The sequence below is a fragment of the Acinetobacter sp. AOR12_HL genome (assembly GCF_027855275.1).
GTDB lineage: Bacteria > Pseudomonadota > Gammaproteobacteria > Pseudomonadales > Moraxellaceae > Acinetobacter > Acinetobacter baumannii.
This window is the reverse complement of sequence record NZ_JAKTIJ010000005.1, coordinates 77,972-99,114: the sequence shown is the minus strand read 5'-3', so window position 1 is coordinate 99,114 and position 21,143 is coordinate 77,972. Positions and strand designations below refer to the sequence as shown.

The following is a 21,143-nucleotide window of genomic DNA, read 5'->3' as shown; positions in this document are numbered from 1 at the left end:
CACCTCTCTATGTCTCTTTTATTTTGCTCGCCCTATTTCGCACGAGAACAACTCTTATACAATCTAGCTCATTGAAAGCTTTAAAAATCGTTTCATAATGAAATAAACAACACCATCGTGATAAAACATTATGGCCAAAAATTATTATGAAGAATTAGGGGTTAAACGAGAAGCCTCAGCTGATGAAATTAAAAAAGCGTATCGGAAATTAGCTCGTAAATATCATCCCGACATCAGCAAAGAAAAAGATGCAGAAGAAAAGATGCAGGCAATTAATGTTGCCTACGACACCCTAAGCAACCCTGAGAAAAAAGCTGAATACGACCAAATGTTAGACCACCCACAAGGTTTTAATGGTTTTGGTCAAGGGGCAGCTCAAGGTGGTTTCGATGGTGCCAGATTTTATCGTCAAGGTTTTACGGGCGGTGAGCAAGCAGACTTTAGTGGCTTTGAAGACTTATTTGGACGCTTTGGTGCAGGCTTTGGCGGTGGACAACAGCAATATCAAAGACAACAACGTAGTTATCGAGGTGAAGACCAGCATGCCAGCATAGAGGTCGATCTTGATATTGCTTACCATGGATCAACACAACACATCACCCTGCAAATTCCAACCATTAATGCCTATGGTGAGCCAGAGGTTCAACGAAAAACCTTACAGGTAAAAATACCTAAAGGCATGAAAGAAGGTCAGCAAATTCGCCTAAGTGGACAAGGACAAAGTGGTATTAATGGTGGTGCCAACGGCGATCTTTATATCGAGATTCAATATAAAGATACAGATCGTGTGCATGTCGAAGGCAGTGATGTATATTTGACTGTAGACGTAGCCCCATGGGAAGCCGTATTAGGGCAAGGCATTGAAGTAAAAACGCCTGCGGGACCTTTACACGTCAATTTACCTAAAAATGCAAAACAAGGACAACAGCTACGTTTAAAAGACAAAGGGATACCAAATAAAACGCCAGGCCATCTTTATTTAATTTTAAATATTGTATTCCCACCGGCGCATTCTGAAAAAGAAAAAGAAGCCTATCAGCAATTGGCAGAAGCCTTTGCTTCATTCGAACCTCGTTCATCTCATTAGGGAGCAAGATCATGACAACCATCCATTATCGAGAAATTGTATGTGACGGCCACACCTTTAGTGCTGAAGTCGTTGATGAACAATGTACATTTGACTTGCAACAGTTTGCTCAAGCCTGTGGTCAAAGCCCAGACTGGATTCTCCAGCTCATTGAGTACGATATTTTAGCGATTGATACACCACCTGAAAAACATCAGTTTATGGGTGAAGATGTTATCCGCGCTCGTAAAGCATATCGTTTGCAACGTGACTTTGATGCAAGCCTTGCAGCTGTTGCGGTGATGTTAGATTTGATTGATGAAGTGCAACAACTTAGAAAACAGTTGAAGCATTTTCATTGATGAATAGCATTAATACAGCATAAAACCCTAGTTGAAATCTGATAGTCGGGAAAGCCATCTGCAACCTGCGTGGTATCAATCAGATAATGGTTTTGTAATACTGTTATTTAAAAATAGGTATTGAACAGGTTTTGCAGATGGTAATGGTTTTGCCTACTTTTGCCGAAACAAAAGTAGGTCGAACCGAAGGTTCATGACTATATTAAATAACAAGTCAGCAAGACCCCGTCGTGCAGAAATAAAAATTTACTTCAACCGAGTAATCTTCTCCACTTCCTTCAAAGTCTGCTTAATCGGTTCATATTCCAAAAACCAAAACAAATTCATACGATCTTGGCGATGCTGCTGCGCCAGTAAATCAATCACACTTTTTTCACCACGCCCCACCAAATGCTGTCTATAAAAATAGTAGAGCAATAAAATGGTACTTAGCAGCATAACCCCGAGCATAATCCAAAAACCTACTGGTGATTTAAGCCCCGGAATAAATTCAAAGTTCATTCCATAAATACCCGTTAAAAGTGTGAGAGGCGCAAACACAGCAGTAATAATGGCAAGAATACGCATGTTCTCATTGGTCTGGTTAGCAATTGCCGAGAAATGCAAATCTATTGCCGATTGAATCGCACTACGTAAACGCAAGGTATGTTTTTGAATACGTTCAACATGACTCATTAAATCATTTAGACGCACTAATAAAAGGTCTTGAGAACTATGCGTCTTCTCACCAATAACATGATGATAGTTTTCTACAATTTCATCACGAAACTCTTGTAAGGTTTCAATTTGTTCTTCACATAAATTTTCGACCTGCTGAAAGGCCATATTTTCATGAAACAATTGATGCCACTGTTTAAACCGCCGATTCCCTTGTAATAGCTGTTGTTGCCAATGTTCGACCCTTCTGGTCAAAGGTGAACGAATATCAAGGTAACCATCCACCATACTATTGAGCAGACGTAAACACAGATCTACAGGTGAATTAGGCAGCTTACGGGTTTTATTTTGCTCTTCGAGAGTTTTACATAAAATATTTTCAAGTCGCTGAATATAATTTTCAATCGACTTGTTGCCCTGCTCACGTACGCTAATGAGTACTTTAGGCGTAAAAATAAAAGTGATTGGTGTGGTGGCTAAACCAAATACACTCTCATGTGATTCGCCATTTTTAATTTCATCATCCGGCGTTACGAGTTTTCTAAAAATAAGCAGGTCGTATTCTTCAAGCGTATCAAATGCACAAGGATGTTCAATATTCGCAATATCTCGCATATGAAACTCATTAATGGATACATCTGCAAGTTGCTGAATTTTTTGTTGCCATTCTTCATTCTGGCTCACAACATCCGATCTCACACTATCAATCCAGAAAAACTCGAGAATATGTTCAGTGTGCTTTTCACGGCTTAAAAAAACATAGCCGTCATTTTGATGACGATAAAAATAATAAACCTGCATACCATGTCGATCTATTGGTGTATTACTTGCATCATGCCATAAAAAAAGCCCGCATCAAGCGGACTTTTTTAGTGTGTTAAGCAATTATGCTTGCTCAATATCTTTCATAGTCAATTTGATACGACCACGGTTATCAACGTCTTGAACCTGTACTTTTACTTCCTGACCTTCTTTAAGAACATCAGTTACGTTCGCAATACGCTCATTAGAGATTTGCGAAATATGAAGAAGACCATCAGTACCCGGCATGATGTTTACAAATGCACCGAATTCTACAATACGAATTACTTTACCGTCGTAGATCTTACCTGGTTCAACTTCAGCAGTAATCGCTTGAATTTTCGCAATTGCAGCTTTAGCAGCAGCTTTAGTTTCACCAAATACGCGAACTGTACCGTTATCTTCAATATCGATAGCAGCTTTAGTTTCTTCAGTGATTTGACGGATTGTTGCACCACCTTTACCAATAACATCACGGATTTTATCCGGATTAATTGTAATCACTTCGAATGTTGGAGCGTGCATTGAAATTTCAGGACGAGCACGTGAAATTACTTTGTTCATTTCATTAAGGATATGCATACGGCCAGCAAATGCTTGGTTTAATGCAACTTCCATAATTTCTTCAGTAATACCTTCAATCTTGATGTCCATTTGAAGTGCAGTAATACCGTTTGCAGAACCTGCTACTTTAAAGTCCATGTCACCAAGGTGGTCTTCGTCACCTAAAATGTCAGAAAGTACTGCGAAACGCTCGCCTTCCTTCACTAAGCCCATTGCGATACCAGCAACTGGTGCTTTAAGTGGAACACCTGCATCCATAAGTGATAATGACGCACCACACACAGAAGCCATTGAAGATGAACCGTTAGATTCAGTAATGTCAGATACAATACGAATAACGTACGGGAAGCGGTCAGCTGCAGGAAGAACTGCTTGAACACCACGACGCGCTAAACGACCATGACCAATTTCACGACGCTTAGGACCAGATTCACGGCCTGTTTCACCTACTGAGTAAGCAGGGAAGTTGTAGTGCAACATGAAGTTGTCAGTTTTAGTACCAGCAAGAGTATCAACCATTAATGCATCACGAGTATTACCCAAAGTCGTTGTTACCAACGCCTGAGTTTCACCACGTGTAAATAATGCAGAACCATGTGCACGCTCAAGTACGCCCACTTGTACGTCTAACGCACGAACAGTTTTGGTGTCACGGCCATCAATACGTGGTTTACCAGATAAAATGTTGTCACGTACAGTACGGTATTTAAGATCTTCAAATAAGTAGTCTACTTCGTCAGCAATACCGTCTACATCTTCTTCAGGAACGAATTGAGCAACAGCTTCAGCATGAAGTGCATCTAATGCTGCATAACGATCTTGTTTTACTGCAATGGTATAAGCTTCTGAAATTTTTGCTTCAAATGCTTCTTTTAATTTTGCACGTAATTCTTCGTTGTGTGCAGGAGCAACCCAGTCAGATGGTTTCGCACCAGCAGCAGCTGCAAATTCATTGATCGCTTGAATTGCAATTTGCATTTCGTCATGACCAAAAAGAACCGCACCTAACATTTGGTCTTCTGAAAGTTCTTTTGCTTCAGACTCAACCATCAATACAGCAGACTCTGTACCAGCAACCACAAGGTCAAGGTCAGACTGAGCCATTTGCTCAAAATTCGGGTTTAAAACATATTCGCCGTTGATTAAACCAACACGTGCTGCACCGATTGGACCACGGAATGGAGTACCTGCAATTGCCAACGCAGCAGAAGTACCTAACATTGCTGCAATATCAGCTTCCATCGTTTTGTCAGAAGAAACCACAGTTGCAGTTACCTGAATTTCGTTGTAGTAACCTTCTGGGAACAATGGACGAATTGGACGGTCAATAAGACGTGAAATTAAAGTTTCAGCTTCTGAAGCACGACCTTCACGCTTACCATATCCACCAGGGATACGACCTGCTGCATATTGTTTTTCTTGATAGTTAACTGTTAAAGGGAAGAAATCCTGACCAGCTTTTGCTGTTGGAGCAGCAACTACTGCTACCAATACAGTTACACCACCCATTGTGATTAAAACTGTATTTGCTTGACGTGCAACGCGACCCGTTTCTAAAACGACTTGATGCTGACCGAATTGGAATTCTTTACGAACGATGTTAAACATTGACATGTATTGTATTTTCCTAATTTTATTCTAGTGAGACCCCTAAGGTTTGGCATTCAGGCTACAACTATCGGTAGGTAAATGACAAAGCTTAGAAGCCATCACACTAGACCAAAAATTTTAAATAATATTAAACGCAAAGAAGGAGCGCACAAGCGCCCCTTCTATAAATCGCCTAATGGTTTATTAGACGAAACTTTCTTTTCAGAAACAAAGCATAGCAACATGCGATAAACCGAAAACAAAGCAAAATCGAATTAACGACGTAGACCTAAAGCACCGATCAAAGCAGTGTAACGCTCGTGGTCTTTACCATTTAAGTAGTCAAGCAATTTACGACGTTGGTTAACCATACGGATCAAACCGCGACGGCTGTGGTGGTCGTGTTTGTGAGCTTTGAAGTGACCTTGTAAATCATTGATTTGAGCAGTCAATAAAGCTACTTGTACTTCTGGTGAACCAGTGTCGTTTTCAGCGCGAGCAAATTTAGCAATGATCTCTGCGCGGTCTGCATTAGTTAAAGCCATTCGATTTCTCCGAGATGCTTAAAAAATAAAATGATATGAATCAGTTGAGCGCAACTGACTGCCGTGCATCACTACAGCAAGTTGCCTATTTTAAGGTATCTATATATGGATTGCAAAATTGTTTTCTGTTACCTGTCATTTTAGACACTGACATCAGCTTCTTAACCCTGCACACTTGGCCTTGAATAAAAAGAAAGAAACGCGAGGGACGTGTGAAAATATTTTCGACCAATACCTGTCCGGTACCGAATGACCTTGAATCGGTCATTCATCACGAAGATGAAGTACCTGCCGAACTAGGTGGAATGAGTGAACAGCAAGTTCAAAAAATCTGGAAAAGTATTGAGTCACTCTATAAAACCGGAAACTATCCGCTCATTACTTTTTGCTTACGTCGACAGGGGAAAATTTTATTAAATCGAAGCATTGGCTATGCTCAAGGAAACTCGCCGGCTGGTTTGCAAAAGGATGCCCTCATCGCAACGCCGGATACTCCCGTTTGTCTATTTTCAGCATCCAAAATGATTACTGCCATGTTAATTCATCTTTTAGATGAAAAGGGCGAAATCAACTTACTTGACCCCGTGAGCTATTATATTCCCGAGTATGGGGTGAACGGAAAGCGCCGTGCGACAATCTTTCATTTATTATCTCATCGTGGAGGCATTCCTTATGTTGATGGAGATGTCACACCTGAACTGCTTTTTGATAAAGATGAAATTTTAAGGCGCTTATACGCAGCAAGACCTGTTTCTCCAGCGGGAAATCACCTTGCCTATCATGCAGTAACGGCAGGTTATATCTTAGGAGAAATTATTGAACGCGTTACAGGACAAGACCTTCGCCAATTTGTGCATGAGACTATCGAGAAACCGATGGATATGCCCTATTTTAACTATGGCTTAAAACCAGAATATCGTGCTGAAGTTGCTCTTAATTGTGCAACAGGTTTGCATCCTCGTTTAGGAACGGATCATTATCTCAATCATGTACTAGGTGGAGGCTTACAACTCGCTGTAGATGTCACTAATGATAGCCGTTTTATGGATACCATCTGTCCCGCCGGTAATATTTATACCAGTGCAGAACAAGCTGGACGCTTCTTTGAAATGCTTTTAAGTGGGGGAAGCTACCAAGGCAAACAAATTTTAAGCGAGAAAACAATTTTTAGAGCAACACTCCCTACCACAGGAGTTAACATTGACCGAACTTTATTAATACCGATGCGCTATGCCTTAGGACCAATGCTAGGCAGTAATCCGGTAGGCTTATTTGGTCCAATGACTGGACAAGCTTTTGGTCACCTCGGTTTTTCCAATATTTTGTGTTGGGCCGACCCAGAACGTGATATCAGCGTTTCTTTGTTAACTACTGGCAAATCTGTGGTCGGTACCCACCTTCCTGCCCTAGCTAATCTGCTTTATCAAATTTCGACTCAATGTCCACGAATTCCTAGAGATCAACGCCGTTCACTATTTGGTAGTGATTCGCATGAAACCGATCTGGTATAGCTAAAATCAACCCAGCGACAAAATAAAAAACCCAAGCATTTCTGCTTGGGTTTTTGGCGCTGTAGTTGTTGTTTATCGTGTTTATCGCTGTTCTTATTGTTATGTGTGAGATGCTTTCCACATCCTTCTTCTCGTTTTACTCACTTCCGTTGTTTTAGTTCTATTTCCTTATGGGATGTATTTTGTCATATCCAATTATGAAGAAAAGTAGTATTTTTCTTATCATCATGTAAGCGAAAACGTACAGGTCTGTCTAATATTTATCGTTTATCTGTAAATGCTAAATAACATACGGTTCTGTATAACATTTAACTTAACAATTCACGCAAAAAATGCTTATTTAAGAATCATATTACAAATAAATATATTAAAAATTATTGAGTTAAATAATTGATAATATAAGCAAGAAATAGGGTAAGCCATCTAAAGATTTATGCAGATATTTTGGTGGGGTTAAGACTTAAATATAAAAAAGCCCTGTAGTCTCTCCCAAAACTACAAGGCTTAGCGGCTGTAAGTTTCCTCTTTATTCACCTACATCATTGTAAGTTCGCAGTCTCTCGACTTAAGTTATTATTATTGTGCGATTTTGCCCGACATTCCTTGCCAAGCTCGTTGTGCGTTTATAATCTCAAAAACAGGGTGGGTTCTCTAGCAGCAAATATCTCGAATCCATGTAAGCTTTTTCTTACAAGGGTAAAAATATTAAGTTTGGCTTAACGAACTAACCGATTAACTTTTTCAACTAAACCGCTTTTTCTTGTCGTGCGAACTGTAAAAGATTGAAGTAACGCCTCTGGATCGACCAATAAACTCACTACTTTTTTGGCTCGTGTAATCGCAGTGTAGATCAACTCTTGGCTTAACAAATTCTTGGCAGCCTGATCAAGAACAACAGCTGTATGGGTAAATTCAGAACCTTGTGATTTGTGAATTGTTAAGGCAAATGCACTTTGAATACTTTTAGGTAGCCGATTTGCAGCAACCCACTTATTTAAACTTGGGAAATACACTTCAAACTGTTGCGGCTGGGTTCTATGTTCAAAACATAAACCAATGTCACCATTTGAAATGCCGAGTTGGTAATCGTTATAAGTCATCATAACCGGACGGCCAACATACCATCCTCCTAAAGTCACAATACCTAGCTGTTGTTGTAACCAGCGTTCGGCATATTGATTAAGTTGCTGTAAACCAAATGGCCCATGACGTACGGCAGTTAAAATACGGTAGTCATCGAATGACTTAACGATATTTTCAATATGTTCAAGTGAACGATCATCTTGTATATAAGCTTTTAAGCTTTGCACATAGCCTTGAAAACCCACCATCAATTTTTGGTAGTAAGTTTCTAGCGCTATAGGTGACTCTTCGGGTAAGTATTCAAGCTGAACCACATCGGGCATATCAGCTTCTAAAGGTATTGAACGTAGCTCTGAAACCTGAACAATATCAATTTCAAACTGTTGTAAAACTTGCTCATGGTTGATTTGACTGGTTTGCATTTGAATAAATCGAGCAACCTGACCAATCAAAGCACCCTCTGCAAAACGACGGCTGGTTTGAAGGTGAACATGGTTTTCAGACAACGCCTCGATTTGCTGTAAATCTGCAAGTACCGCTCCAACGTCTACGGAAGCAAGCTGGTTGGCATCGCCTAATAAAATAATTCGACAAGACTCAGGAACCGCTTCAAATAATAAAGTTGCCAGATTTAAATCCAGCATAGAGGCCTCATCCACCACAATAACGTCATAAGGCAAAGGCTGTTTTTGATTAAAGCGTGGAGTTTGACTATGCCCCATACCTAATAATCGATGGATAGTTTGGGTACTTTGGTTTCTTAGCTCATCACTCATTAGCCCCGACTCAAGCAGTTTGGGATCATTAAACGAGTTTTGTAAGGCTTCTTGCATACGCTGTGCAGCTTTACCCGTCGGAGCAGCCATCGCCACACGAATATGTGGAATTGCCTGACTAAGCACAGCAATAATACGAGCGAGCGTATAGGTCTTACCTGTACCCGGCCCACCTGTAATAATACTTAAGCTCTGCCGAGTCACCATTTGCAAAGCAGCTTGCTGATGAGGATCTGTTAATAAGTCTAAATGCTCTTCACATGAAACAGGTTGAATTGGTTGTTGCTTTAATCGGCGAATTTGCTCAGCTAGACGTTGCTCTAGGTTCCAATATCGGTATAATGCCAACCCCTGCCCGTCGTGGACACAAGGGGCAACTTGAGACTTTGCTTGTTCAGCAGATATCACCAGTTGGCCAAGTGTTTCTATTTGCTCTGGGCTAATCTCAATACAACTGTCACCCTGCAAGCTCGCTTCAATCAGCTGCTGCAAAAAACAAGCTGCCTCTGGAGCTTGTGTCTGTGCAGTAAACGGGGCTTGATTTAGAAAGGTACTCCAAGTCATTAACCAGCTTAAATCGCTTTGTTCAGGGCTATTTAGATTGTCCACACACTTATCCACCTAGTTTTCCACACGCTTGTCCACATGGTTATAGACAGGCTTATCCACACCCCAAGTAATTGTTAATTCTAAAATTAGATCTTTTATCAGCATTTTTTATGCAATTTTATCCTCAGCAAAGTACCCTAAAATAGCATCGAGTCGTAGAACAAATTCTGTACTTGGCTGCCAATAATAATAACCCTGCTCAGCTTCGCCATTCATACCGCGCAAGTAAAGATAAGTCGCCCCACCTAAGTGTTGTTCAATATCATAATTCTGCATTTTGACTTTTAAATAACGATGTAACGCAACCAAATACAGGCCTGCTTGTAGCCAATAGCTGGCTAAAGACATACTTTGTGCAATACTTTCTACACTGTAATCAGCAAGGTTTTCACCCAAGTAGTTACTCTTATAGTCAGCAATGTGATAACGCTGTCCATCAAAATAAACTAAGTCTATCGAACCATTTAAATAGCGTGCAGAACGTGCCTCTAATAACTCAGGCATTTCCATACCATATTCAGCAAACAACTGCTGAATACGTTTCATGGCTAACACACGATCTGACAGTGCCAAATAAAAAGGACACTCTGATAAATAGTGCTCTGGCTGTAACCGATTTAGGCGAAAACCTTGATATAACGGCGTGCTTAAAATCTCTTGCAACCATTCGGCCACAGCGTGATAAAGCGAGTATTCCGCTTCTTGTTCTTCGGGAAAGCTTTCTTGGTATTTGATTAATAAATCTTGCCACAAACTACTGTAGTCATTTTTAAAACGACGGCGTATTTCGCTTACCCACTCATCTGAACATTGAAAATCAATATGCTCAAAGATTTCATGTAAGAAATTACCTGCGAGCGTCCCTCTCGGAAAATTGCTTTTGATCCAGCTAATGGGCTGTGCTGCGGGCGCCTCAACAGAAATAACCTGATCGAGTTCATCTTCGGCTAAAACAGCTTCATGGCTCTGACTCGCGAGTAAATCTGTACCTACTTTATGTCTTAAATGCTGTGCCAGATAACTAAAACTGGTTTTGCCTCTCGAATAAAAGCGCTGATCAGGAAAATGCTGTGCCTGTATCTCAATAATATTGATGTGTTGATTTAAATGTCTTGCAGCAGGTGGTTGCTCCAAAATTATTTCATCGGTACAACAACGGTGCTGGAATGGTTCAGCTCTGTTTTTCCAAAATGCCAAACCTGAAACAGACTTGCCATCCGTATCTTGTAAGAGCGCATAAACACGATGACTTGCCCGAGTTAAGGCAACGTACCATAGACGGTTTTGTTCCGCCAAAGCCCGTTCTTCATGCTGCTTCAGCTCGGTTTCGTTTAAATATGTCTTATCGGCAATCGCAACAACACGTTGTGTTAGAGTTTGAGTCGACTCCGGAACCGTTATATCTTGGGTCGAGAAGTTAAGTGTTTTGTTATTTTCCCGAAATGGCTTGTCGGCCCCGAGCAAAAAGACAATTTTAAACTCAAGACCTTTTGACTGGTGAATGGTCATGAGCTGTACGCCAGCTTCACTCGACAACCTACGCTCTAACTCCCATTCACGATCAAGCGGTGATTGTAATTGCTTGAGATACCAGTGATAAAGATTTTGCGCGCCCTGATATTTCTCGCTATGTTGGCTCAAAATTTCGGTCAAATGACGCAAGTTCACCACAACCCGCTCATTATCTTTACTCTGGACAGCAACCAGATTTTTCCAAATGCCAAATTGGTTTAAACATTGCTGCCATGCTACTAAAAAGCCCTGAGCTGACCACAATTCCCGAATAGCATCAAAACCCGTCATAAAATGGCTTAAACCTTCGGCCGTTTGCTCGAGTTGCAACAGCTGTTTAAGGTCCATAGCAAATAAACGGCTAATCAAAGCTCGTTTCACTTTGGCCTCATCGTAAGGATGAAGAATCGCAGTGAGTAAGGCCCCAACATCCTGAGCAATTGTGCAATCAAAAACACTTCGTTTTGATGGCCGATTAACTCGTATTCCTAAACGTTCTAATTCAAATTGAACTTTATCAAGACCATCATGATTACGCGACAAGACCGCAATATCATCTTCATTTAAGGTTTGAGTCTGAGCATCTTTTTGAAAATAAAGTTGTCCTGCATGTGACTGATTAAGTAAATCACGTATTTTCCACGCGACTTGCTGTGCTTCCGTTTCCTTGTCTTTTAGCATGAGCCAACGTAAAGGGTACGGATTAGACTGGTTTTGATCAATTAAAACCGGATGAGGTCGAGTCCCTGCCCGAATCGGGTCATATTGAACCTGTTCACCAAAGTCGATTTGTCTTTGAAATAACGCATCAACCACTTCAACCAAGTCAGCGACTGAACGGTGGTTATGAATTAATTTATATTCGCGACCATGCTTTGCCTGAATATCTTTATAGGCATTCAAGAAGGTGAGCATATCCCCACCACGGAAACCGTAAATTGCCTGCTTACGGTCACCCACCATAATCATGCAACCTTTTTGGTAACGTTCTGGATGACGCCAAATGCTGGCGAGCATGTCATCTTGGTCTTGATTGGTGTCTTGAAACTCATCAACCAAAATTAAGGGGTATCGAGCCTGCACAAATACGGCGAAACGTTGTCCCTGCTCGCCCTTTAAAGCTTCTGACAAAGTGCGAATTTGCTGAGAAAAAGTCGTCTCGCCCTTGTTTTGTAAAACCTGTGGTAAACGTTTTTTAACCTCTACACATAAATAGGCTTTTAAATAAATATGAAGCTGATCGAACTGTTCAGCATAGTTTTTCAGCACACCAAACAACTGCTGAATCTGCTGAATACAAGGATGCTGATAAAATCCATCCGAAATTTCGGCAGGACATTTCTTGAAAACTTTCTGATCGGCAAGCTGGCCTAAAAACTTAAAAACGAGTTCCCGATGTACTGCCAAAGACCCATCAAAAACTAAAATACTGTCGCTTTGCTTTAAAACTTGTAATAACTGTGGCAAACATTCACTAAATAACTTATTAAATGCCCCATTACGAAATATTGTACCGCTTACATGTTTATAGTGTTCGCCATCAAGCGAGTAATATGGTTCTAGAAGACTGATATCAATTTCTGCTGCCAGCTTTTTGAGCTGAGCAAGCTGTTCAAACTGAATGGTAGGCTTTTCGGGAAGTTTAAAGTGAGCCGAACTAAAATTCAGTGAGTCTTCGACCAGTTTGACAAAACTGTCGACACTTTTTAACTCACCTGCCAGATACAACGCATCAATCACGGTTTGAGGCTGAGACTGTATCCATTCACGTAAAACATCATGAATCAGTTGTCGGCTATAGGTTTTAGCATCATCGGTAATTTGAGCACGTTCAATTTTGCCACTTTCAAAGGCAAACTCACGTAATAGCTTTTGGCTAAAGCTATCAAGTGTTCCGACAAACAGCTCATCTAACTGATCGATAACGAGCTTTAAACGCTCACAGGCATAGGCAATACGTGTCGCAAAATGCTTGAGAATATGTTGCAGTAATAAGTCAGATTCTTGCTCGGCCTGCAAAAGGATCTCTTTTTCAGTCAAGCTCCGCTTGGCATCTAAGTAACGGTGGGTTTCGACCAAACGCGCACGAATTCGGCTTTTTAACTCAGCCGCAGCAGCACGGGTGAAGGTGGTCGCAATGACTTGGCCCGGTAAATATTTCTCAAGAAAAATACGGACCATTAAACTCGACAGTGTATAGGTTTTTCCGGTACCCGCCGAAGCCTCAATTAAATGCAGTCCACTAAATTCAATATCAATAATAGGTTGATAAGACACCTGTACTCTTGAGTTCATGCCTTACTCCGAATGTTGAAATTGAAAAACCGGATGATACAGGTCATAGGCAAACTCATCACAAGCATGTTGAAGTAATGCTTGTGCATCTTGTTCTTGCAAAATGAAACGCCAGTCTTGATGTAACTTACACGCTTCATTTTGTGTCATATCAATAGAGGTAAATGTCCCCGTTTCATTCCAGTATTTTAACAGCTCCGCATAGCTCTTCTCATCCAGTTTTATTTTTTCTGTCGGATTTGTTGTTTCCCACTGATATGCCTTGGCTTTTTCAAGTGGCTTTAATAATAAAGCTGCTGGTAACACGAGTGGCTGCTGTTGAGCATAACGCCAGATTTTAAACCACGGTTGTAAATACTGCCGAGCTTGCTCCGAACTAATACCTTTACAGATGACAGTTTGGTCACTAAAAACCACAATACGGCGTCTTTCAGTTCCTGCACTTCCTTCATTTAAATAGGCCAACCAAAGCAGGTACTCTAACCAGACTTTTGCACGTCTTTTTGCCCGAGCACTTGATGCTTCCATGCTAACCCAATCCTGAGTTTCAGATTTTGGCACCGTAATATTCATATGTAGCTGTTTGGCAATTCGCCACACACGCTGAGTCGTTTGTGTCACGGCTGGCGCGTAATGATGAAGGCGCTCAAGCAAACATTCCTGTTCAAAAATGCCCTGTTGCCATGCGCTGTATTGAACTTTGCCTACAGGCAACTGATCAAGTAGAACTTCAGGCTGTGCCTGCTGTTCGTTTTGCTGTAAAAAATGCCGAATGGTATAACGGCCCAAACCATCTAAAAGCAAAGGTTCATTCTGATCTAATACGCCTACATTTCCTAAGTTTTCTACGCCCAAAGTTTTTAAATATAAGCGTGCAGGAAAAGTCACATCCTGTATCCACTGATGGCTGTCTAAAACCAACATGTCAGGTATTTCTAAAGGATAAGATATATTTGCCCAAGGCTTAAGAACACCGGAAGCTTGCTGAATTTGCATCGCCACGTTAAACCAGTGATCTTGATAACGAATATAGCGGTTCTCGGCCATAAAACCTTTAGGGTCAAACGGCTGTAAATAATGTAAGTGATAGAGCTGTTTTAATTGAGAGGGAATTTCAATACCTTCAATCACTTCTCGATCGGGTGCATTTGGTTCTGGCTTTACAATAAGTGCAAGATGCTCACGGAACTCTTGAAGAATACTAGAAGGATCTCTCACCTCACCGTCATTGACATCAAAGCCGTTATAAAACAGCCATAAGTTTTCTTGAGCTAAAAGTAGGGCGTCTAAGAAAGCGCCTTGATCATCCTCAAGACGGGAACGATCACCTAATTGTTGACGTAAGGCATCCATCAAATCAAATGGCACATGGGTGTCTCGATTTGGAAACTGCCCTGCATCAAGGTTCAACATCACAATTAAACGATAAGGCAAAGGACGAATTTGTCCAATCTGGGCAAAGGTAATCTGTCCTGTCGGTTCAGCTTGAGCCGTCTGATTTTCTAAAGTTCGCTGAATCTCATCCAAAATATAAGGCAAAGGCAAGGTGATTTTACGTAAGGTGCCTGTTTCTGTCTCGGCATAGTAGCTTGCGAGCGTTAACATACGCTCTTGTTTTTTTACAATTTCCCGCGCAGTTTTTAAAGCAGCCACACCGGCCTGCTCAAACTCGATAATATCTTGCGAGAGTGTTTGCAACCAGTATTCCACCGTATGACTCTTTTTCTGCTCATGCATAATGAGCCAGTCACGGCGTTCATTTAAATCTTGATAAATTTGAATGAGTGTACCAATAAGCTCAAAATCGCCCGGTTGAACCTTAGCGTAACTCAGCACCTGATTAAATGTAGCATGTTCAGGAATGGCTATGCCGAGCGCTAACCGCTCTAAAGCAAATTTAAAGCTATATCGGTAGTCATCATCGCCGTCACATAAACTACGTTTCAGATGTTCTGCATCAAGCCCACGTTTAAACCCTGCATCGGCAAGTAAATTTAAAATTCGCTCTACTTGAGCATATTCAAGTGCATAACGCTGTTGAGTCGCGTGTAAACCAAGCCAGTCAGCAAACTCATCAAAGCTAAATCGCCCTTGCATAAGGTGAATACGCCCAATCACGGCACGCCATGCATTAAGTGCATCGAGTGAGGCAATTCCTGCTATTTTGACAGGCAAATGCACGCCTTGCTCAGTCGCTGTAGCAGGAAAAACACTTCGTATTAAAGGCTCTACTTCTGCCAAATTAGGAACTAAAACCAAAATATCATTTGGACGACGCGGCTGTTCGTGCGGTTTTGCCAACCAGCCAATCAATTGTTCTTTCAATACTTCAAGTTGCCGTAATGTCGAGTGGCAGACATGAATCTGAATTGAGTCATCGTTAGGGGCAAGTTCATATTGCTTTGCTTGGGGCTCCACCAAGTGCAAAATATCTGACTGAACTTTGCCAAGTAAACTTTCAGGAAAATCATCGACAAAAGCATCCACCCACTTACCTTCCTCACCTGTAGACAAGTTTGAGAGTAATGAGAAGTGGTCGCGGGCTTGTTTGCCCAATCTTGTTAACAGCGGATGTCTTGACTCACGCGCCTCAGCATTAAAATTAAGCGTAAATTTATTAAAGAAATCGGCAATTTCCGCATCGGTCGCTTGGGGGTTCTTCGCTATAAAACGCTCTTTTACCCCTAAGTCATAGCGCTGTTTCCAGAGGGGGTCGACACTATCAGCCCAATATTCTTGCGAAGGGTTATAGTGCAAAATCAAAACATCAATGTATTGCCCTAAACGACGTAAAAACTGAAGCTGGCTGGGCGGTAAATCCAGTAAAGTAAAAATGACAATTTGCTGTGGCAAACGAGACAGTGCTTTCTTCTGGCGCTCAGGATGTTCTAATTCCTGCCAGAATAATTCGTCAATTTGCTGCATTTGCATAAAATCATCATGAAAATGCTGCTGCCATAACCAGCGCTGCCAACGTTCTAACTCTTGGGTTTGCTGCAAAGTAAATGCCGAAACTTCTTTATCTTTATGGGCAATATACTTTTCGATATCGAGTGATCGTCCTTGTCCCCATGCTGCTAACCAGTTATTTGGACAAGTACACATATTTTCACAACCACGCTGGCACTGTCCCCGATAGACCATGTAGTTACTAAATAAATCGGCAACCTGCTCGGCAACCCAATACAACATTTTTTGCTTTTTTAGCTGCTTCTCAATACCTTGTTCAAGCCGATCTGCGCTGTCATAAATACGTTGAACAATAGAATGCAGTGGATGAGAGCTATCTATGCTCATGACATCAGGCTGAATAAATTCCTGTAAGGCTTGATGTACACGCCATTTAAAAATCAAGCGTGGAATATTGGCTTTACGAACCTGCTCCTTATGCGCCGTGAGGACCTGTTGATAGGCATACCACTGAAACCCGCGCACACGTTGGTGGAACTGGTAATTGGCGCTCATTCCTTGCTGTTCTGCAAGTTTTTGTATCAGCCACTGCTCGATGGCAGGACTTGGCACAATGAAATGCTGGGCTTTCAAAACCTGTAATGGATGCGTTGACGGCTGGGACGTAGATGCCAGTACGCCCTGCAACAACACATCAATACGTTGACTTTGAATAACATGGATACCCATTTATTTCATATCCTACTCGCATAATTTATGCACAAAATCATAAACATTCATTACTATACAACTGAATCTGACTATGTCACGTTGGTTTAAACACAGCATAATCTCATTTTAGGTGTCACTTACCTTGTGTTGGCAAGGCACCTTCAAGGAACACATTACAGGTAAAACATTATGAAAATTGATAACATTCCTGACTATATTGATCCTAGCCTAAATCTGGAACAAATTCGCGATGAGTGCCAAGAACTCATTCAGAAAAGAGCTTACGTCTCTGCTGGTGCAGCAATTGTACCCATTCCTTTTTTTGACGTGGTAGTAGATTTGGGAATTTTGTCACAGCTTATTCCCGATATTAATTCCCGTTTTGGTTTAGCGCCTGAACATGTCAGTGTCTATGATCCAAAAACAAAAACAATTCACTGGGATGAATTACGAAAACGCGGCTTTCAATTTTCAGGCTTTGTGGTCGCTCGCACTACCGTTAAAAAAACCTTTAACGGTTTCTTTGGAAAGATTGTTACCAAACAAGTGACAAAATTCGTTCCACTAGGTGGGCAACTTGTCGCAGCAAGTTTAGGCTATTTTATGATGAAAAAAATAGCCCAAACTCATCTAAATGACAGCTACAACCTTGCTAAACGTATTCAACAAAAAAGTCGTGGCGCGGTTGTAAACTAAAATCCAACTTACGGCTGAGAGTTTAATCTGCTCTCAGCTGTTTTAAAATAGCTCTTAACACTTCCAAGCGTGCAGTATATTTATCGTCTGTTGCGACAATATACCAAGGCGCATATTCGGTACTGGTCCGCTCAAACATATCTGCGGCCGCCTTTAAATAATCATCCCACTTATCACGGTTACGCCAATCTTCGGCAGTAATTTTAAAGCGTTTGTGCGGTGTCTCTTCTCTGGCTTTAAAACGTTGCTCTTGCTCATCTTTACTAATTGCTAGCCAAATTTTTACCACAATCGTTTGGCTATCAAATAAGTCTTTTTCAAAGCGATTGATTTCATCATATGCCCTTTGCCATTCGATAGGTGAAGCAAATCCTTCAACACGCTCAACCAGCACACGGCCATACCAGGTACGGTCAAAAATGGTAATTTTTTCAGCTTCATTAATACGATTCCAAAAACGCCACAAATACGGGTGTCTTGCTTCGAAACGTTCAGGCGCCCCAATACAGTGAATATCATATTCACGCGGGTCTAAATTTTTAACAATTCGCTTGATGGCTCCCCCTTTACCGGCAGCATCCATCCCTTCAAATGCAATCACCACATTACGTTTATCAAAGCGCATGGTATCGGCAATTTTTTTACTGAGTTTATCGAGCTCTTTTTTATATTCGGCTTTATCCATTTTTTCCTGAGCAGGTTTTAATAAACTCTCGGGAATTTTTGCCTGTTGCCATTTACCTTTGACTTCAGTTTCATGTTCAGGCAGCTGACGCATGTGTTGTAAAAGATACTGAGCAAAAAATTGATCGCGCTGTTTTTCATCTTCCCCATCAATAATGTACCAATCGTCGGTAAAGCGACGGCGTAGCTTTTGCAAAGTGTCATATTGTTTTTTATTACGCCAGTCTAGGCCGTGAAGCTTATGCCAATGCTGTTCAGATGGGTCTATTTTATCTAACCGTTTTTGGAGTGATTTCCACGAAAGATCAAACCAAACCTTAATGACATCGACATAGTTATTTTTTAGGTCCTGTTCAAACGCCCGCATATTTTCAACATAGGCATCAAAACGCGCATCATCCAAAGGTTCTGACACATGAGTTGCCGTAACCAACAAATCGCTATACCAGTTGCCAAACATCACCACAATTTGGCCTTCAGTCGGAATAAATGCTGAATAAGACTGCCAGAATGCTTCAGAGTCTGTCAGCACACGTGGTGCATCTGCTTTCACCCGTAGATATCTTGGATCTAGCCACTCACGAAGCTGTTTAACCGCTTCCCCTTTTCCAGCTAACTCGATACCACTCATTAAAATGAGTGTGCTTTTGGCATTGCGTTTCCCTCGGCTTTCTTTTAAAGCATATTGTGCTTCAATTAAATCAACTGAAAGCTGTTCTTCGTCTCGTATTTCAAATTTTGGTTGTTGTTCACTCATGGTCCACTGCTCTAATCTTTTTATTTAATTTCGCCATTATTTAACTTATGCGCTTGGGTGATGAATTGCTATACAAATTATGTCATTGCAACATGATTTAACCTGAAAATTGACGCATAAATCATTTTTTTTACATCTACTCGCCATAGTAGAAGGTTACAATGCCTCTTATGATTTTTTGTAAATAGCCCAATATTAGAGCCTTACATGTCTAAACTCGCTGCTTTTGATGAACTTTTACAACAATATAAAACATTTAATTATCACGACAACCCAGTGCTTGCCCAACGTTTGCAAGATGTACAAACATGGCTAAAAGAACGGATGAAAGAGACGCATCACGACTTTTTTAATTTGCCAGAACACAAACTGATGGCTCAGTACTTTTTAAACCGTTTATATGGTGGACCAGAGTTCGATGCACTTGCAGCACAAATTGAACGTTTATTGAAATATGCACATAAAGCAGAAAAGGTTTTACCTGAAAACGCAATTAAGACAGGTACAAAGTCGGTAAGTTTGGCTGTACTTGCCACTCAACTTGATGAACAAGTAGCAATGCAGCTTCTTGAAGACTATCCGGCAGATACTGTCCTTACCGACGAGATCATGCGCTTAACCTTAATCAAGCTTGATCAGGCTGAAGCCCGTTACCAACAGCTTGCCCTTCTTGACGATTTAGGAGCAGCACTCGATAAATACATGCGTTCATTTATGATGTTTACTGCTTTTAAAATGTGTAAAGGTATTGCACAAAAATATCACTTCGAATTGATGTATGATTTTATTCAAGATGGTTTTAGCGCAATGAAACCTTTAAAATCGGCTGAGGTCTTTATTAAAACTTTTACGGAAAAAGAACGCCAGATTGTTGAAAAAGTACATTCAGGACATCCGAATCCGTTTAGAGTGTGATAAGGTCGGCACATAGAAAAAACTCAACCTCACGAAGTTGAGATTTTATTCATTATATTTGCATGATGATGCCTGTAAAAATAGACAAAATCTGTCATCATGCAGAACTTATTCCGTTTCACTTGAGTTTGAGTCTAGGAGAGACAATATGTCTAACGAAAACCAAAAGCCAACATCTCCAACTGAGCAGGCACAAAGTTCAGACAAAGTTAGCCCATTCCTAAGCTCACCTTTACCGCAAGGTACACCTCAAGGGCAACAACAATCTTTACAGCAAACCTTAACAGATACACCTGTTAGCGGTTCTGTGCCGAAATACAATTTACCACGTGGTGCAGGCAACACTGGCAACGTTGGTGAAACAACACACTTTGGTTATTCAACAGTTCGAACTGAAGACAAAGCACAAAAAGTTGCTGAAGTTTTCCACTCAGTTGCAAGCAAATATGACCTTATGAATGACTTGATGTCATTTGGTATTCACCGTTTATGGAAACGCTTTGCAATTAACATGTCTGGTGTTCGCCGTGGTCAACATGTGTTAGACATTGCTGGTGGTACAGGCGACTTAGCAAAAGTATTTAGCCGTGAAGTTGGCCCGCAGGGTCATGTGGTACTTTCAGACATTAACGAATCTATGCTCAATGTTGGCCGTGATCGTCTAATTGATGCAGGCTGTACCAATGTCGATTTTGTACTTGCCAATGCAGAAACTTTAGAACCTTTTGCAGACAACAGCTTTGACCTTGTAACCATTAGCTTTGGTTTACGTAACGTGACAGATAAAGACGCAGCGCTTGCTTCTATGTTCCGTGTACTTAAGCCAGGTGGCCGTTTACTTGTTCTTGAGTTCTCTAAACCAGTATTTGAGCCATTCTCAAAACTTTATGACCTCTACTCATTCACTGCTTTACCGATTATGGGTAAATTGGTTGCCAATGACTCAGAAAGTTATAAGTACTTGGCTGAATCAATTCGTATGCACCCAGACCAACGCACCTTAAAAGGTATGATGGAAAATGCTGGCTTCCAGAACTGTGACTATCACAACCTGACTGGCGGTATTGTTGCTGTTCACCGCGGTTTTAAACTGTAAGGG

Annotated in this window: 13 protein-coding genes; 6 read left to right on the top strand and 7 right to left on the bottom strand. The window is 41.1% G+C overall.

Annotated features, from left to right (window positions below):
• The first annotated feature begins 130 nt into the window (after positions 1 to 130).
• Complete coding sequence (locus MKL36_RS01535; RefSeq protein ID WP_005133265.1) at positions 131 to 1,087, top strand: DnaJ C-terminal domain-containing protein; 957 nt, start codon at positions 131 to 133, stop codon at positions 1,085 to 1,087.
• An 11-nt stretch (positions 1,088 to 1,098) separates the two neighbouring features.
• The gene (locus MKL36_RS01530) at positions 1,099 to 1,428 is read left to right on the top strand and encodes a chaperone modulator CbpM (RefSeq protein WP_000207459.1); all 330 of its coding nucleotides are present in this window, start codon (positions 1,099 to 1,101) and stop codon (positions 1,426 to 1,428) included.
• 246 nt (positions 1,429 to 1,674) lie between these two features.
• Here the strand turns inward: MKL36_RS01530 and MKL36_RS01525 are convergent, their stop codons facing one another.
• The 3 genes from MKL36_RS01525 to rpsO all read right to left on the bottom strand — a co-directional run bounded on the left by MKL36_RS01525 (position 1,675) and on the right by rpsO (position 5,585).
• On the bottom strand, positions 1,675 to 2,886 hold the full coding sequence (locus tag MKL36_RS01525; RefSeq protein WP_021511372.1) for a magnesium transporter CorA family protein: 1,212 nt from the start codon (positions 2,884 to 2,886) through the stop codon (positions 1,675 to 1,677).
• Between the two features lie 84 nt (positions 2,887 to 2,970).
• Positions 2,971 to 5,058 (bottom strand): polyribonucleotide nucleotidyltransferase, encoded by a 2,088-nt coding sequence (pnp, locus tag MKL36_RS01520; protein WP_001985790.1) that lies wholly within the window; start codon positions 5,056 to 5,058, stop codon positions 2,971 to 2,973.
• Between the two features lie 257 nt (positions 5,059 to 5,315).
• The gene (gene rpsO / locus MKL36_RS01515) at positions 5,316 to 5,585 is read right to left on the bottom strand and encodes a 30S ribosomal protein S15 (RefSeq protein ID WP_001229357.1); all 270 of its coding nucleotides are present in this window, start codon (positions 5,583 to 5,585) and stop codon (positions 5,316 to 5,318) included.
• Positions 5,586 to 5,797: 212 nt separating this feature from the next.
• Between rpsO and MKL36_RS01510 the strand changes: the two genes are divergently transcribed.
• Positions 5,798 to 7,096: an EstA family serine hydrolase gene (locus MKL36_RS01510; protein ID WP_021511373.1), complete on the top strand. Its 1,299-nt coding sequence runs from the start codon at positions 5,798 to 5,800 to the stop codon at positions 7,094 to 7,096.
• Positions 7,097 to 7,812: 716 nt separating this feature from the next.
• On the opposite strand, the gene recD is transcribed toward MKL36_RS01510, so the two are convergent.
• The 3 genes from recD to MKL36_RS01495 form a co-directional block, all read right to left on the bottom strand.
• Positions 7,813 to 9,564 (bottom strand): exodeoxyribonuclease V subunit alpha, encoded by a 1,752-nt coding sequence (gene recD, locus MKL36_RS01505; RefSeq protein ID WP_021511374.1) that lies wholly within the window; start codon positions 9,562 to 9,564, stop codon positions 7,813 to 7,815.
• 108 nt (positions 9,565 to 9,672) lie between these two features.
• A complete protein-coding gene (locus tag MKL36_RS01500) occupies positions 9,673 to 13,371 on the bottom strand; it encodes a UvrD-helicase domain-containing protein (protein WP_021511375.1) in 3,699 nt (1,232 codons plus the stop codon).
• A gap of 3 nt (positions 13,372 to 13,374) precedes the next feature.
• On the bottom strand, positions 13,375 to 17,010 hold the full coding sequence (locus tag MKL36_RS01495) for an exodeoxyribonuclease V subunit gamma (RefSeq protein ID WP_086374130.1): 3,636 nt from the start codon (positions 17,008 to 17,010) through the stop codon (positions 13,375 to 13,377).
• A gap of 171 nt (positions 17,011 to 17,181) precedes the next feature.
• On the opposite strand from MKL36_RS01495, the gene MKL36_RS01490 reads away from it, so the two are divergent.
• Positions 17,182 to 17,688, top strand: a complete 507-nt coding sequence (locus MKL36_RS01490; RefSeq protein WP_000687235.1) for a hypothetical protein — start codon at positions 17,182 to 17,184, stop codon at positions 17,686 to 17,688.
• Positions 17,689 to 17,710: 22 nt separating this feature from the next.
• Here MKL36_RS01490 and pap read toward each other — a convergent pair whose 3' ends face one another.
• Positions 17,711 to 19,129: a polyphosphate:AMP phosphotransferase gene (gene pap, locus MKL36_RS01485; RefSeq protein ID WP_021511377.1), complete on the bottom strand. Its 1,419-nt coding sequence runs from the start codon at positions 19,127 to 19,129 to the stop codon at positions 17,711 to 17,713.
• A gap of 207 nt (positions 19,130 to 19,336) precedes the next feature.
• On the opposite strand from pap, the gene MKL36_RS01480 reads away from it, so the two are divergent.
• Positions 19,337 to 20,044 (top strand): FFLEELY motif protein, encoded by a 708-nt coding sequence (locus MKL36_RS01480; protein ID WP_000039802.1) that lies wholly within the window; start codon positions 19,337 to 19,339, stop codon positions 20,042 to 20,044.
• A 148-nt stretch (positions 20,045 to 20,192) separates the two neighbouring features.
• Entirely contained in the window at positions 20,193 to 21,140 is a 948-nt protein-coding gene (gene ubiE / locus MKL36_RS01475) for a bifunctional demethylmenaquinone methyltransferase/2-methoxy-6-polyprenyl-1,4-benzoquinol methylase UbiE (RefSeq protein ID WP_000064213.1), read from the top strand.
• Positions 21,141 to 21,143: the final 3 nt, after the last annotated feature.

What these genes read in the sequence shown, in the direction of transcription:
- MKL36_RS01525 (WP_021511372.1), bottom strand. Translation starts at nt 2,886, where the DNA reads ATGCAGGTTTATTATTTTTATCGTCATCAAAATGACGGCTATGTTTTT.
- MKL36_RS01480 (WP_000039802.1), top strand. Translation starts at nt 19,337, where the DNA reads ATGTCTAAACTCGCTGCTTTTGATGAACTTTTACAACAATATAAAACA.
- rpsO (WP_001229357.1), bottom strand. Translation starts at nt 5,585, where the DNA reads ATGGCTTTAACTAATGCAGACCGCGCAGAGATCATTGCTAAATTTGCT.
- MKL36_RS01535 (WP_005133265.1), top strand. Translation starts at nt 131, where the DNA reads ATGGCCAAAAATTATTATGAAGAATTAGGGGTTAAACGAGAAGCCTCA.
- MKL36_RS01490 (WP_000687235.1), top strand. Translation starts at nt 17,182, where the DNA reads ATGAAAATTGATAACATTCCTGACTATATTGATCCTAGCCTAAATCTG.
- pap (WP_021511377.1), bottom strand. Translation starts at nt 19,129, where the DNA reads ATGAGTGAACAACAACCAAAATTTGAAATACGAGACGAAGAACAGCTT.
- MKL36_RS01495 (WP_086374130.1), bottom strand. Translation starts at nt 17,010, where the DNA reads ATGGGTATCCATGTTATTCAAAGTCAACGTATTGATGTGTTGTTGCAG.
- pnp (WP_001985790.1), bottom strand. Translation starts at nt 5,058, where the DNA reads ATGTTTAACATCGTTCGTAAAGAATTCCAATTCGGTCAGCATCAAGTC.
- ubiE (WP_000064213.1), top strand. Translation starts at nt 20,193, where the DNA reads ATGTCTAACGAAAACCAAAAGCCAACATCTCCAACTGAGCAGGCACAA.
- MKL36_RS01500 (WP_021511375.1), bottom strand. Translation starts at nt 13,371, where the DNA reads ATGAACTCAAGAGTACAGGTGTCTTATCAACCTATTATTGATATTGAA.
- MKL36_RS01530 (WP_000207459.1), top strand. Translation starts at nt 1,099, where the DNA reads ATGACAACCATCCATTATCGAGAAATTGTATGTGACGGCCACACCTTT.